This window comes from Spirosoma soli (genome assembly GCF_042684525.1).
In the GTDB taxonomy this organism is placed as follows: Bacteria; Bacteroidota; Bacteroidia; order Cytophagales; family Spirosomataceae; genus Spirosoma; species Spirosoma soli.
The window spans coordinates 164,602-178,788 of record NZ_JBHULN010000002.1 but is presented as its reverse complement, the minus strand read 5'-3'; the positions used below and the strand labels follow the sequence as shown (position 1 = coordinate 178,788).

General features: G+C 51.3%; 16 protein-coding genes. 5 read left to right on the top strand and 11 right to left on the bottom strand.

The genetic code is table 11. The features are described 5' to 3' along the window. Positions 1–33: 33 nt before the first annotated feature. The 3 genes from rpsU (at position 34) to ACFSUS_RS04255 (ending at position 2,032) form a co-directional block, all read left to right on the top strand. Positions 34–231: a 30S ribosomal protein S21 gene (rpsU, locus tag ACFSUS_RS04265; RefSeq protein ID WP_012924721.1), complete on the top strand. Its 198-nt coding sequence runs from the start codon at positions 34–36 to the stop codon at positions 229–231. A 196-nt stretch (positions 232–427) separates the two neighbouring features. After that, on the top strand, positions 428–1,336 hold the full coding sequence (locus ACFSUS_RS04260; protein WP_381519535.1) for a tyrosine-type recombinase/integrase: 909 nt from the start codon (positions 428–430) through the stop codon (positions 1,334–1,336). A 21-nt stretch (positions 1,337–1,357) separates the two neighbouring features. Then, the gene (locus ACFSUS_RS04255) at positions 1,358–2,032 is read left to right on the top strand and encodes an EboA domain-containing protein (protein WP_381519532.1); all 675 of its coding nucleotides are present in this window, start codon (positions 1,358–1,360) and stop codon (positions 2,030–2,032) included. A 71-nt stretch (positions 2,033–2,103) separates the two neighbouring features. Here ACFSUS_RS04255 and ACFSUS_RS04250 read toward each other — a convergent pair whose 3' ends face one another. Beyond that, positions 2,104–2,823, bottom strand: coding sequence for a porin family protein (locus ACFSUS_RS04250; RefSeq protein WP_381519529.1), 720 nt, complete (start codon positions 2,821–2,823; stop codon positions 2,104–2,106). A 6-nt stretch (positions 2,824–2,829) separates the two neighbouring features. Then, positions 2,830–3,513: a DUF4136 domain-containing protein gene (locus ACFSUS_RS04245; protein WP_381519526.1), complete on the bottom strand. Its 684-nt coding sequence runs from the start codon at positions 3,511–3,513 to the stop codon at positions 2,830–2,832. Between the two features lie 153 nt (positions 3,514–3,666). Here ACFSUS_RS04245 and ACFSUS_RS04240 point away from each other — a divergent pair, with 153 nt between their 5' ends. Both ACFSUS_RS04240 and eboC read left to right on the top strand, forming a co-directional pair. Beyond that, the gene (locus tag ACFSUS_RS04240; RefSeq protein ID WP_381519524.1) at positions 3,667–4,599 is read left to right on the top strand and encodes a TatD family hydrolase; all 933 of its coding nucleotides are present in this window, start codon (positions 3,667–3,669) and stop codon (positions 4,597–4,599) included. Positions 4,600–4,650: 51 nt separating this feature from the next. Continuing rightward, a complete protein-coding gene (eboC, locus tag ACFSUS_RS04235) occupies positions 4,651–5,526 on the top strand; it encodes a UbiA-like protein EboC (protein WP_381519521.1) in 876 nt (291 codons plus the stop codon). A gap of 76 nt (positions 5,527–5,602) precedes the next feature. On the opposite strand, the gene ACFSUS_RS04230 is transcribed toward eboC, so the two are convergent. The 9 genes from ACFSUS_RS04230 to ACFSUS_RS04190 form a co-directional block, all read right to left on the bottom strand. Further along, positions 5,603–6,034 (bottom strand): BrxA/BrxB family bacilliredoxin, encoded by a 432-nt coding sequence (locus ACFSUS_RS04230; RefSeq protein ID WP_381519519.1) that lies wholly within the window; start codon positions 6,032–6,034, stop codon positions 5,603–5,605. Between the two features lie 52 nt (positions 6,035–6,086). Beyond that, positions 6,087–6,398, bottom strand: a complete 312-nt coding sequence (locus ACFSUS_RS04225; RefSeq protein WP_381519516.1) for a DUF59 domain-containing protein — start codon at positions 6,396–6,398, stop codon at positions 6,087–6,089. 23 nt (positions 6,399–6,421) lie between these two features. Continuing rightward, a complete protein-coding gene (locus tag ACFSUS_RS04220) occupies positions 6,422–6,841 on the bottom strand; it encodes a SufE family protein (RefSeq protein WP_381519513.1) in 420 nt (139 codons plus the stop codon). Positions 6,842–6,844: 3 nt separating this feature from the next. Beyond that, positions 6,845–7,126: a type II toxin-antitoxin system RelE/ParE family toxin gene (locus ACFSUS_RS04215; RefSeq protein WP_381519511.1), complete on the bottom strand. Its 282-nt coding sequence runs from the start codon at positions 7,124–7,126 to the stop codon at positions 6,845–6,847. Continuing rightward, positions 7,123–7,344, bottom strand: a complete 222-nt coding sequence (locus tag ACFSUS_RS04210; protein WP_381519508.1) for a hypothetical protein — start codon at positions 7,342–7,344, stop codon at positions 7,123–7,125. Before ACFSUS_RS04210 ends, ACFSUS_RS04215 begins: the two co-directional genes overlap by 4 nt. A gap of 18 nt (positions 7,345–7,362) precedes the next feature. Next, positions 7,363–8,601: a SufS family cysteine desulfurase gene (locus tag ACFSUS_RS04205; protein WP_381519507.1), complete on the bottom strand. Its 1,239-nt coding sequence runs from the start codon at positions 8,599–8,601 to the stop codon at positions 7,363–7,365. Between the two features lie 130 nt (positions 8,602–8,731). Continuing rightward, positions 8,732–10,060 (bottom strand): Fe-S cluster assembly protein SufD, encoded by a 1,329-nt coding sequence (sufD, locus tag ACFSUS_RS04200; protein ID WP_381519505.1) that lies wholly within the window; start codon positions 10,058–10,060, stop codon positions 8,732–8,734. 107 nt (positions 10,061–10,167) lie between these two features. Then, positions 10,168–10,920: a Fe-S cluster assembly ATPase SufC gene (gene sufC / locus ACFSUS_RS04195; protein ID WP_381519503.1), complete on the bottom strand. Its 753-nt coding sequence runs from the start codon at positions 10,918–10,920 to the stop codon at positions 10,168–10,170. Between the two features lie 218 nt (positions 10,921–11,138). Then, the coding region (locus ACFSUS_RS04190; RefSeq protein ID WP_381519501.1) for a beta strand repeat-containing protein at positions 11,139–14,187 on the bottom strand (3,049 nt) is incomplete at its 5' end.

The window sequence follows — 14,187 nt, the reverse complement described above, 5'->3', positions numbered from 1 at the left end:
TACCCGTTTTAGCTAAAACACAACATTTAACACATGCTTATCATTAACGTAAAAGACAACGAGTCGATTGACAAGGCCCTCAAGCGCTTCAAAAAGAAGTTCGAGAAGACGGGCGTGTTGCGGCAGTTGCGTTCGCGGACGGCTTTCCAGAAACCGTCGGTAAAGCGTCGCACTGAGATTATTAAAGCCGCTTATAAAGAGCGGATGTATGGCAATCACACCGAACAGTAGATCTGGCCGGTGGTGTAGTGTTAGCGCCGGAATTGTTGAATGCGCAGTCAGCGGTTCAGGAACAAGCTAACCAATAGACAAGGGCAGCAAGCAGCAATGTTTGCTGCTTTTTTTATGTCTGAACCGGAATTCATGAGATTTAAACGATTTACAGAATTAGATTTACGAACGAAATCCCGTTCATCAGTTGAATCCTATGAATCCCGGTTCAGACGACTTCCTTCAGCACATTCGCTACGAAAAACGGTTGAGCCACCACACGCTTACGGCTTACACAAAGGACCTGGAGCAGTTTACGCTATTCCTCTCTGCCGAATGCAACGTCGATCAACCCGAGCGGGCCGACTTCCGGCACATTCGCTCGTGGATTGTGAGCTTAGTCGAGAGTGGGCTCGATAAAACGTCGGTGAACCGGAAGATCGCTACGTTACGTAATCTGTACAGCTATTTTTTGCGTCGGAAAGTCATTAAGCTGGACCCAATGGCAAAGATCCAGGCGCTTAAAACGAGCAAAAAACTACCGGTTTACGTTGAGGAAAAGCCAATGGAAATGTTGCTCAACGACGTCGAGTTCACAGATACGTTTGACGGTGTTCGGGATAAACTCGTGCTGGAATTGCTCTATGGAACCGGTATCCGGCTGAGCGAACTGATCGGATTGAAAACTACCGACGTAAATCTCTACGACAAAACTATTATGGTGCTCGGTAAACGGAACAAGCACCGCATCATACCCATTACACAGCCGTTATTTGAATTGATACAGCAGTATCGTGAACTGAAGGATCGGGAGTTTGCCGGACAGGCCGATGCTACGTATCTGATCGTGAGCGATAAAGGAGTTGCCGCCTACCCCATGTTGGTGCAACGCATCGTGAAACGTCATCTGACACTGGTGACAACGCTGGAAAAGAAGAGCCCACACGTGTTACGTCATTCCTTCGCTACGCATCTGCTCAACCGGGGGGCTGACCTAAATGCCATTAAAGATTTACTCGGCCACACGAGTTTAGCGGCTACTCAAGTGTATACACACACTAGCCTGGAACAGCTAAAAAAGACGTACGACCAGGCGCATCCAAAAGCTAAAAAAGATGAACTTTAGCCCGGTCACATTACAGAGCCAATGAATATTCTTGCCATGAGCCAAACGCTGTTCTACTTGCTGGAACAGCAGCCTGAATCCGACAAAACGGTTTCTTACTTACGTCAGCAAGCGGATGCTTTTCAAGCGAATCCTCAAGTGTCGGCGTTCTACCGCGTTTTCACCGCACTACCCCGGTTTGTTGGTAAGCAATCACTTGTTGTACCCTCAGATATGTCGTTTGCGCTTGAACGTTTACGGCCTGGTTTCACGGTTGCCGACTGGTCTCGTGATCGACTGGCTCGGGTGTGGTGGCTGCTCCAGTTTCCGGTCGATGACGAGGCTATTTACGTTAAAACAATCACCCAACTGTTTAAAGCCGGTGAACTGAACGAGTTAGTGGCGCTCTATTCTGCACTACCCGTACTGGCTTTTCCGGAAGCCTGGCGGTTTCAGGCAACGGAGGGTATCCGGAATAACATTGCCGACGTGCAATCGGCCATTATGCTTCACAACCCGTACCCCGCCGATTACTTCGACGAAGCGGCCTGGAACCAGATGATCTTGAAAGCCTTTTTTACCGACAAAGACGTAACACAGATTATTGGGCTGGATGAACGCAAGAACGCCCGGCTCGCTCAGACATTAGCAGACTATGCCGCTGAACGCCGGGCTGCCGGGCGAAGTTTGCCACCCAATATCGAGCAGCTTATGTAATGCGGGTTTCCACCCGCATGGGAGTAAATGAACGCTACCTATGCGGGTTTCCACCTTCTGTCTGCATTACCTTAATACCAACGATACACAATACCCGCCGATAGCATCAGCGATGGGGCGCTGTTCTGCAACTGCTCGTAGTTGAAGAAAATATGTTGATACTGCGCCTGAATTTCGGCACCAAAGCCTTTTTCGCGTTTGCCGTAATATTTTAGGCCAATGGCGGGCGCAATGGCACCTTTAAAGCCTGTGCTTTGGTCGGCCAATGTGCCAAAGAAATTGGTGTAATCGACAAAAGCGCCACCCCCGGCAAACTGAACGTAGGGTCGAATGGCGGCTGCGTTATCGGCGAAGTAATAGGACACCGAAGCCATCGCCGGAATGATTGATAGGGTTCGCGTTTGTACCGCCGAGACATCCTGCCCTAATGTTTGAGTCGCTGGTCCTGATGAACCTTGCCCCGAATTATTCGACGTAAAGCTATACACTCGGCGATCAAACCGCTGCTGATTGTATTGATAGCCCGTTTTCAGGCCAAGCGAAAAGCGTTGCGGAAATAGCCACTCGCCTTCGAGAGCGAGGTTGGCTGGTGAGATCCGATCAATATATCCTTTGGTGCCGCCCAGCGGAAAGGCAACGCCATAGCGGGCTGCGATGTTAAACGTTACGTATTGCTGGTAAGGAGAGGCTAATATTCCTGCGTAATCATCATTGTCTGATGTACGGGTGTTCTGTGCCCAGGCTGCCGTTGAGAGTACGGCCAGGGTTACTGCTATGATTATCCGTTTCATGACTTTTTATCGAGCTGCCTGTAAGTAAGGAGATTGATTGAAAATAGTGGTCAGCGCTGTTGAGACCGCCTGCTGGTCAGGAACATCGGTTCCCCGAATAGTAGCGTCGTAAATGACGTTTAGCTGTTGTTGGTTATTACCCGTCCCCGTTGCCGGACGGTTCTTTAGATCAACAATCTGGATCTCCCAGTACTGATCAGACACCTGATACGTGTAATAGGTAGGATAATACGGATAGAAGCCACCAAACCCACCGAATCCACCAAAGCCAGGGCCGTACCAGTAGTTTGAGTAATAGGAGGAATAGGGGTCAACACCTACGCCCGTGTACCGATTATTCACTCGAATAACGGCTACACCCAGGTCAGCCGGCTGGCCCTGACTAACCCGTTGGAACCCCCGGCTGGTTAGGGCATTGGCAACACCCGTTACAAAGCTGCTTTCCAGCGTACCCAACGACGTCTGGTACCGATCGTTTGACTCGATAACGACCGAATCGGGCAGGCTGAAGGTTCTGTACTGACTAAAATTAACCGAGCGATCGTAATTCGTAATATACACCGGACTGTCTGCAGGACTCAGGTCATTTAGGGCATTCTCGCGGCAGGCGGTTAGCCCACCACCCACCGTTAAAAGCAGGGCCGCGTAGAAAGCCCATCTACTTTTCTTTAGCTGTTGAAGCGTTTTCATAGTTAGTCTTGTTGTTTAACTAGCTATAAAACGAATAGACTTGTCAGAGGTTTACACAAGCATGATTAGAATTTGCTTAAAGATGAGTCGGCTATGAAGCCATATATTTGCCCCTTTGTTAGCGGTAAGCTCACTATTTACTTTTAAGAACCTATGGATTTTATGGATTCCATTCGTGGCATGTCGTTTTTTGACATGCACGTGCATATGACCTCCCGAACAACCGACGACTATCAGGCCATGGCCGACGCGGGCGTAGTGGCCTTGATTGAACCTGCTTTCTGGCTGGGCCAGCCTCGTACCGGGGTCGACTCGTTTCGGGACTATTTCGCCAGCCTGGTAGGCTGGGAGCGGTTTCGGGCATCGCAGTTTGGTATCCGCCATTATTGCACCATTGGGCTGAATTCTAAAGAAGCCAATCAGGAAGAATTAGCGGAGCAGGTTATGGAAATCCTGCCTTTATTCATCTACAAAGAAGGCGTAGTAGGGGTTGGAGAAATCGGCTTCGATGATCAAACAGCCGCCGAAGAAAAGTACTACCGGGCGCAATTGGAGTTAGCTAAAGAAGCGGCTTTGCCGGTACAAATTCATACGCCCCACCGCGATAAAAAGCAGGGAACCAGCCGAAGCATGGACATTGCACTGGAGCACGGACTTGAGCCGGGAATGGTGATTGTCGATCATAACAATGAGGAAACGGTACGCGAAGTGCTGGATCGGGGTTTCTGGGCCGGCTTCACGATTTATCCGTTCACCAAAATGGGGAATGAGCGTATGGTTGAGATTGTAAAGCAGTATGGGCCCGAGCGCATCATGATTAACTCCGCAGCTGACTGGGGCATCAGTGACCCACTGGCCGTACCTAAGACGGCGGCTTTAATGAAACAGCGTGGTATTTCCGACGAAGCAATTCGGCTGGTTACGTTTACCAACGCCGTCACTGCTTTTGCCCAAAGTGGCCAGCTTAGCCTGGACGATCTCTCTCAGCCGATGGGTATTGATCAGAGTCAGCGTTACAACGGAAGCTCCGTGTTACGTGGTGGACAGGCTCCGCGGGTCGACAAAGAATCAACGATCATTAAATAGTGAAAGAGTGAAAGTTTTCTCGGCCAGCTTTCATTCTTTCGCTCTTTCCATATGTTAAAAGCATTTCTTTCCCTGACTCGGCCCGCTAATCTGGTAACGGCCGTTGCCGACGTACTGGCGGGTATGGCCATTGCTGGTTATTTTACTATGTATGCCCCTGCTCCGGCTCCAGTGGGATGGTTATGCCTCGCGACCATTGGCCTATATGGCGGGGGCGTTGTTTTTAACGACGTGTTTGATGCGGAATTAGACGCCATTGAACGACCTGAACGCCCCATTCCGAGCGGAATAGTAAGTAAGAATGCCGCTACGTTGTTAGCCGTCATTTTATTGCTGATCGGCATTGTTGCGTCGTTCTCTGTGAATCAAACGGCTGGTTTTCTGGCAATTGCTATCGCCGTAGCCTCTGTTGTATATGACCGCTTTGGAAAGCATCACAATCTCCTGGGGCCGTTGAACATGGGGCTGTGCCGGGGCTTAAATCTTTTATTAGGAGTAAGCATCATCCCGGAACAGGTAATGCCGTGGGCGTGGGTGGGCCTGGTGCCCATTGCTTATATAGCCGCCATCACAATGATTAGTCGAGGAGAGGTGCATGGGGGGAGCGCTACTACCTTACGAGCCGCTGGTTTGCTTTACGCGCTCGTTATTGCCTGCGTAGCCGCTCTGGCTCAACGGCGTCAGCAGTTAGGTACTGCTTTACCCTTTTTGCTTCTGTTCGGCTATTATATTTTTCCGCCACTCTGGCGAGCGGTTAAAGAGCCAATTGGCCGAAATATCGGTCTAGCGGTAAAGGCAGGCGTGTTATCACTTATTGTGATGAATGCCGCCTGGGTAGCTGCGTTCGGCTCATTCCCGCTGGCGATGCTGGTATTCTGCCTGTTGCCCCTGTCACGATTGCTGGCCAAAGTATTTGCCGTTACTTAAAAGATAGAGCCGGCCTTCCGGATTGGCGTGATCTTCTCACCCCAACCCGGAAGGCCGGCTCTACGTCAAAAAACTATCAGGCGTTGGCTGGTGTGCAGTATTCGTCCAGCGCCATTTCGAGGTGCTGAGCAATCATCTGCGCTGACCGGCCTTCAATGTGGTGCCGCTCAATGAAGTGAACAAGTTCACCATCCTTGAAAATACCAATAGCCGGCGACGACGGCGGATACGGAAGCAGGTACTCCCGCATTTTAGCCGTAGCCTCAATATCGCCACCCGCAAAAACGGTGACCATCTTATCAGGCTTCACAGGGCTTGCTGCTAAGGCTGCTTTAACACCCGGACGAGCCGCACCCGCTGCGCACCCACAAACCGAGTTAACCACAACCAGCATAGTGCCTTGCGCGTTTTCCATCGTATTCACCACATCATCAGCGGTGGTAAGTTCCTGAAACCCGACACTGGTCAGGTCTTCCCGCATCGGGACAAGCAAATGAGGAGGATACATAATTGATTTATGAAATTTAAATTACGATATACAATTCAGAAATGGGTAGGCATTACATAAAGCCAAGCTCCAGTTTGGCAACTTCAGACATCAGCTCGGTTGAGTAAGGGGGATCAAACGTCAACTCAACGCTTACGTCATTTACACCCTCAACAGCCCGTACTTTCTCTTCAATTTCGCCCGGAATAGACCCCGCTGATGGGCACGAGGGTGAGGTCAGCGTCATCAGAATGTAGACGTTATTGACCGGAAATATCTTAATATCATAGATCAGCCCCAGCTCATATACGTCCACGGGAATTTCAGGGTCGTAAACGCCTTTGAGGGCCAATATGATTTGTTCTTTCAACTCTTGCTCATTCATGGTTGTTAAGCGTTTGATGCTGCCTAGTTGGTGTAGAACCGGCCATAAGCTTTCATGCGTTCGATCATGGAAGCCAGGCCACCCGCCCGTAATGACGTGACCAGGTTTCTCATGCCAACTTTATCGATAAAGTATAGGTCGGCTTTCGCAATATCTTCGGGCCTCTCATCCGAAAGCACCCGAATTAGTAAGCTAATCAGTCCTTTCGATATTTGCGCCGTTGGCTCGCTGTCTCCGTAAAAGTGCAGCTTGTCACCCTGTAGCTCGGCATCTACCCACACTTTTGATTGGCAACCCATGATTCGATGTTCATCGGTTTTAGCCGACTCTGGCATGGGCGGTAATTTTTTACCCAAATCTATGATGTATTGCGTCTTGTCGAGTTGGTCCTCGAATAAGTCGAACTCCTCGATAATCTCGTCCTGTTTCTCGTTAATGGTCATACTCTATATTCTACCAAGTGGTCTGCCCATTGCACGTATGGCAAGTACCGTCGGAGTTACTTCCTGGGTACTATAAACTAGTCTGTATCGACCGACAAAAACTTCACGGATAAACGTAATGTAAAAATCTGGCACCATTCGTCCCATTTCTGGAAACTGTTCTATTAGCGCCAACTTTTTCTCTAACTCATCTGACCAATCATCAGCTACAGCGGGCGATTGATCAAACAAGGCTTCGTAAATCTCACGGACTTCGTCTCTTGCCGACTCTTTCCAGGCAATCATGCTTTCTTCTGGACTTCGGCTAACTTCTTCTGTTTTATCTCCTTAAGCTCTTGCATGACTTGCTCGTTAGAAACCTCAGCTGTCTCCCTAAGCCTGCTTTCGATTAATTTCATAAACAGAATACGTTCAATCAGATCCTCCGAAGATACTTTATCAGGTAACTGACTTAAATTAGCAAGCACTTGATTTTTATCCAGCAGGATTTCATCCGAATACATAATAGAATGATTTAGGGATTATAACATCATTTTCTGCACCCGACGTAACCCTTGCACCAGCCGGTCGACTTCGTCTTTGGTATTGTAAACCGCAAACGACGCCCGCGTAGTTCCGGCAATGCCAAAGCGCTGCATGAGGGGCTGGCAACAATGGTGCCCCGTCCGAACGGCGATGCCTTGCTGATCTAATATCACGCCGGTATCCTGATGGTGAATGCCGTCCATTACCCACGACACTACACCAATCTTATTTTTAGCCTGCCCGATGATCCGTAGCCCATCGAGCTCGCTAAGCTGCTCCGTAGCGTATTGAAGCAGATCGTTTTCGTGGGCGGCAATATTTTCTTTGCCTAAACCAGCCATGTACTCAAGCGCGGTCTTAACGGCTACTACGTCGGCAATGTTCGGCGTACCCGCTTCGAATTTATAGGGGATCTCGTTGTAAGTCGTTTTCTCGAAGGTCACCTCTTTGATCATCTCGCCCCCACCACGGTAAGGCGGCATCGCATCTAACAAGGCTTTTTTGCCATAAAGGACACCCATGCCGGTCGGACCATAAAGCTTATGGGCTGAGAAGACGTAGAAGTCGGTATCGAGCGCCTGCACGTCGAGTTCGAGGTGCGAGCTAGCCTGCGCACCATCGATCAATACCACAGCGCCCACAGCATGTGCTTTATCGATGATGGTCTTAACAGGATTGATGGTGCCAAGAGAGTTGGAAACGTGGACAACCGAGACAAACTTAGTTTTTTCCGAGAGTAGTTTTTCGTACTCCTCCAGAATCAGCTCGCCGTTGTCGTCAACAGGAATCACCTTTAGCACACAACCGCGCTCCTCGCAAAGCATCTGCCAGGGAACAATGTTTGAGTGGTGTTCCATGCCGGAGATGATGATTTCATCCCCTTCTTTCAGGTACCGACGACCGTACGTCTGAGCAACTAAATTGATACCGTCAGTGGTACCGTAGGTGAAAATGATTTCTTCCCAGTGCTTTGCATTCAGAAATTCCTGAATCGCCCGTCGGGATGCTTCAAAAGCAGCGGTTGCCTGCTCGGCGAGGTGGTGAATACCCCGGTGAATATTCGCGTTGTAGCCCTCGTAATAGCGAGTTAATGCATTGATAACGGGTATCGGCTTCTGATTGGTCGCTGCGTTGTCAAAATACACTAAAGGCCGACCGTTGACTTGCTGGTCTAAGACCGGAAAATCACGGCGGATTTGCTCAATATCGAGGGTGTTATCTATGGCCGATTGCATATGAAGTCGTGAAGGATGTACTAAAAAGACAACAAATCGGGCGGGCGAAAGGTGCGAAACAATGAGCAGTAAACAGCCAACAATGAGTAGTTCACTACGTAAAAACTGTTCATCGTTGGCCGTTTACTGGCTACTCTTTTGTTAGCTTCTGAGTTACAACACGCTCCAGGTACTCGCGAATTGGCTGAATTTTGATCTGACTTAACACGTCCTGCGAGAAGGCGTAAAGCAGCAGCGTCTGAGCGTCGGCTTTCGGAATACCCCGCGACCGCATGTAAAACAGTGCTTCGTCGTTAAGTTGGCCGGTGGTGGTACCGTGCGAACACTTTACGTCGTCGGCAAAAATCTCCAGCTGCGGCTTGGTATTCATCGACGCTCCTGGCGACAATACGACGTTCTTGCACGATTGATAGGCATTCGTCTTCTGAGCGTCGGGTCGAACGTAAATCTTGCCATTGAAAACACCTGTACTATTTCCGTCGAGAATACCTTTGTACAACTCACTGCTGTAAGAGTTGGGGCGGGCATGGTCAACGAGCGTATGGTTGTCCACGTGCTGACGACCGTTTGGCATGTATAAGCCATACATGAACGCTTCAGCGTGCTGACCATCCAGCACAATATTCAGGTTGTTGCGGACGAAGTTGCCGTTGAGCGTAACGGTAGCCGAGTAAAAATGGCTGCTGTCGGTCTGGTTAACCTGCGTGGTGCCGATGTGATAGGCTTTGTCCGTTTCGTCCTGCACTTTGTAATACTGCATCCGGGCATCACGATCGAGCACAATCTCCGTTACAACGTTGACAAAACTTGACCGTTCGCCAAGCGTCCGGTACGATTCGGCCATCATCACTTCCGCATTTTTGCCGACAATAATCAAATTACGCGGTTGAGAAACGACGTTCTTCTCACGAGCGTCGTTGATAAAGCGAAGAATAATCGGTTGCCCAACCGTTGTGTTATTCGGGACGCGAATAACAACGCCATCACTTGCCAGGGCCGTATTGAGTGCGGTAAAGGCATTATCCTGATAGTCCGCATAACGCGCAAAATGAGTTCCGATAAAATCGGGATCACTTTTCAATGCTTCAGCGAAACTCGTAACGTGTACTTGCTCGGCCGGGCTGATGATTCGCGACAGTTCGGGTTTGTAGAAGCCGTTGACAAAGGACAAGATATTTCCGTCGAGGTTTGGGATCTGAAGCGGAGTCAGATCGTCGGCTGTTAGGCTAGACTTGCTATCCAGGTCAAAAGCTTCTTTAAGCAAACTGCTGACGTTAGAGTATTTCCATTCCTCATGACGGATGGTAGGGAAGCCCAGCAGGTCGAACTGCTTTAACGCGGCTCGGCGAAGTTGATGCAGCGGAGTTTTGCTTTCCCCGTTCATGCGCTCTTCGTTGGTCCGGAAAGCTGCCAGTAACTGGTCTTTAAACTCGTTATATGATGCGTAAGAGGGTGTCATAATGGGCTTGTCATTAGGTGGTCATTCAATAGTCATCGAGTAGTCATTCTTTATTTAGCGCACAATCAAACGACTACCTGATGACCATACATGACGATAAATGACTATTATATTTCTACTTCGGCTTTGATCCAATCGTACCCTTTTTCTTCTAATTCAAGCGCCAGCTCTTTAGGACCCGACTTCACAATGCGGCCTTTATAGAGTACGTGTACGAAATCAGGAACGATATAATCCAGCAGACGCTGATAGTGTGTAACAACGATGGTAGCTCGTTCCGGCGACCGCAGTTTATTGACACCGTCGGCTACAATCCGGAGTGCGTCGATATCCAGACCTGAGTCTGTCTCATCTAGTATGGCCAATTTGGGTTCGAGCATGGCCATCTGGAATATTTCATTCCGTTTTTTCTCCCCACCCGAAAAGCCTTCGTTTAGCGAGCGGCTCAAAAGCGACTGGTCGATGTTGACAAGCTTCATCTTCTCCTTCATTAACTTGAGAAACTGTACAGCATCGAGCGGCTCCTGCTCCCGGTATTTGCGAATTTCGTTAAGCGCCGTTTTCAGGAAGTTTGTCGTGCTTACGCCTGGTATCTCAATTGGGTACTGAAAAGCCAGAAATATACCTTCGGCGGCCCGTTCTTCGGGGGCCATATCTAATAAATCTTTCCCATCGAACAACACACTACCGTCTGTTACCTCGTAGTCTTCGCGGCCTGCTAACACAGACGCCAATGTACTCTTACCGGCTCCGTTCGGACCCATAATAGCGTGAACCTCACCGGGGTTGACTTCCAGGTTCAGACCTCTAAGGATTTCCTTATCGCCGATGGAGGCATGTAAATTACTGATCGATAACATAATAGGTTGTATTGTGACGGCTCAAATGAAGCCGCAAAGTTAACAGATGAAATGGTATCTGCCTTTCTAGGTTAACAAAATCAGGAAGTTAAAAGTTGACTTGGGCTATCCATATTCTTAGTAAGCTGATTAACTGCAGGCTACTGGAACGCAAAATCCTCCGAAACGTCGGAGGATTTTGAGAATTACAATAAGTCGGCCGAGCCAGTACGCTATTTTTAACGCCCCTCATTTCTACGCGCTACGCGTTTTGTCTGTTTAACCACATAAGGTATGCAAGTGCTCGGGGGGCACGAACATGCAGTTGGCATAAGCGTAACTGTTATGTCAGTGAAACAAGCTTCGCTGTTGTATACTCGAATCGTATACGGTTTAGGAGCCGCGGGGCTGGCCAAGCTGTCCATAACAATACCGTTTGCGGGAATCACTTTAGCGTTACCTGAGAGCTGTACACCATTGGGTTCAAAGACAGCCCCTTCAACACATTGGTAGGTACAGGTGGTATCGAATTTAGTGAGCACGATTTGCCCATTGGTCTGCGGAATGTTGTCAACGCATTCTGCCGCTATTGCTTTAGCGTTAAAGGCTGGAGGGCTGCACACTATTGAGCAGGAAGCTGGGGCCGTATAAGTTGTGCTGACCGGCGTGTAACCCTGGCCGCTTACTGTCACCGTATGCGCATCCGTACCTGAGTTTAGACCCGTCAAGCTAAAGCTGGCCGTGGTTTGACCGGCCGTCACCGAAACGACTGTACTTACTAATCCATCAGTAATGGTAAGGCTGCTAGCCATAGCATCTGTCATGGACAAGGAGCCTCTCACTGTATACTGATTAGTAGCGGTCTGGCATTCGCCGGGGGTGACGGCCAATGTCACGGTAGGAATCGGAGCTGCTAAGCAGGAGACAGGAGCGGTGTAGGTGGTGCTGATGGGGCTGTAACCCGTACCGTTCAGGGTTACAGTATGGGTGTTGGTACCTGAGCTCAGACCTGTCAGGGCAAAGCTGGCGGTGGTCTGTCCAGCCGTCAGCGAGACGGTGGTGCTCACCAAGCCATCGGTGATGGTGAGTGAGGAAGCCTGGGTGTTAGTCAAGGACAGCGTACCACTAAGAGTGTACTGGTTGGTGGCTGAGAGGCACTCGCCCGGGGTGATGGCCAGGGCCAGAGCGGGAGGCAAGACTGGTGCTACTGAGCAGGAGCTTGGGGCCGTGTAGGTTGCACTCACTGGGCTGTAGCCTTGCCCACTGACGGTTACAGTGTGGGTGTTGGTACCTGAGCTCAGACCCGTCAAGCTAAAGCTGGCGGTGGTCTGTCCAGCCGTCAGCGAGACGGTGGTGCTCACCAAGCCATCGGTGATGGTGAGACTACTAGCCTGGGCGTTGGTCACGGACAGCGTACCTGAGAGAGTGTACTGGTTGGTGGCCGTCTGGCACTCGCCGGGGGTGATGGCCAAAGCCAAAGCCGGGGGCAGCACTGGTGCCACTGAGCAGGAGACAGGAGCCGTATAAGTGGTGCTGATGGGACTGTAACCCGTACCGCTCAGGGTGACGGTATGGGTGTTGGTGCCTGAGCTCAGACCCGTCAGGGCAAAGCTGGCGGTGGTCTGTCCAGCCGTCAGTGAGACGGTGGTGCTCACCAAGCCATCGGTGATGGTGAGTGAGGAGGTCTGGGCGTTGGTCAAGGACAGCGTACCACTAAGAGTGTACTGGTTGGTGGCTGAGAGGCACTCGCCCGGAGTGATGGTTAAAGCCAGGGCCGGGGGCAGCACTGGTGCCACTGAGCAGGAGACAGGAGCCGTATAAGTGGTGCTGATGGGACTGTAACCCGTACCGCTCAGGGTGACGGTATGGGTGTTGGTACCTGAGCTCAGACCCGTCAGGGCAAAGCTGGCCGTGGTCTGTCCAGCCGTCAGCGAGACGGTGGTGCTCACCAAACCATCGGTGATGGTGAGTGAGGAAGCCTGGGTGTTGGTCAAGGACAGCGTACCACTAAGAGTGTACTGGTTGGTGGCCGAGAGGCACTCGCCCGGGGTGATGGCCAAAGCCAAAGCCGGGGGCAAGATCGGTGCCACTGAGCAGGAGACAGGAGCAGTGTAGGTTGCACTCACTGGGTTGTAGCCTTGCCCACTGACGGTTACAGTGTGGGTGTTGGTACCTGAGCTCAAGCCGGTCAGGGCAAAGCTGGCCGTGGTCTGGCCAGCCGTCAGCGAGACGGTAGTGCTCACCAAGCCATCAGTGATGGTGAGACTACTAGCCTGAGCGTTAGTCAAGGACAGCGTACCACTAAGAGTGTACTGGTTGGTGGCCGAGAGGCACTCGCCCGGGGTGATGGTTAAAGCCAAAGCCGGGGGCAGCACTGGTGCCACTGAGCAGGAGCTTGGGGCCGTGTAGGTGGTGCTGATGGGGCTGTAGCCTTGCCCACTGACGGTTAGGGTATGGGTGTTGGTACCTGAGCTCAGACCCGTCAGGGCAAAGCTGGCCGTGGTCTGGCCAGCCGTCAGCGAGACGGTGGTGCTCACCAAGCCATCGGTGATGGTGAGTGAGGAAGCCTGGGTGTTGGTCAAGGACAGCGTACCACTAAGAGTGTACTGGTTGGTGGCCGAGAGGCACTCGCCGGGGGTGATGGCCAAAGCCAGGGCCGGGGGCAGCACTGGTGCTACTGAGCAGGAGACAGGAGCCGTATAAGTGGTGCTGATGGGGCTGTAGCCTTGCCCACTGACGGTTACAGTGTGGGTGTTGGTACCTGAGCTCAGACCCGTCAGGGCAAAGCTGGCGGTGGTCTGGCCAGCCGTCAGCGAGACGGTGGTGCTCACTAGACCATCGGTGATGGTGAGTGAGGAAGCCTGGGCGTTGGTCAGCGACAGCGTACCTGAGAGAGTGTACTGGTTGGTGGCCGAGAGGCACTCGCCCGGGGTGATGGCCAAAGCCAGAGCGGGGGGCAAGACTGGTGCCACTGAGCAGGAGACAGGAGCGGTGTAAGTCGCACTCACTGGGCTGTATCCTGTACCGCTGACGGTTAGGGTGTGGGTGTTGGTACCTGAGCTCAAGCCGGTCAGGGCAAAGCTGGCGGTGGTCTGTCCAGCCGTCAGTGAGACGGTAGTGCTCACCAAGCCATCGGTGATGGTGAGTGAGGAAGCCTGGGTGTTAGTCAAGGACAGCGTACCTGAGAGGGTGTACTGGTTGGTGGCCGAGAGGCACTCGCCGGGAGTGATGGCTAAAGCCAGGGCCGGAGGCAAGACTGGTGCCACTGAGCAGGAGCTTGGAGCGGTG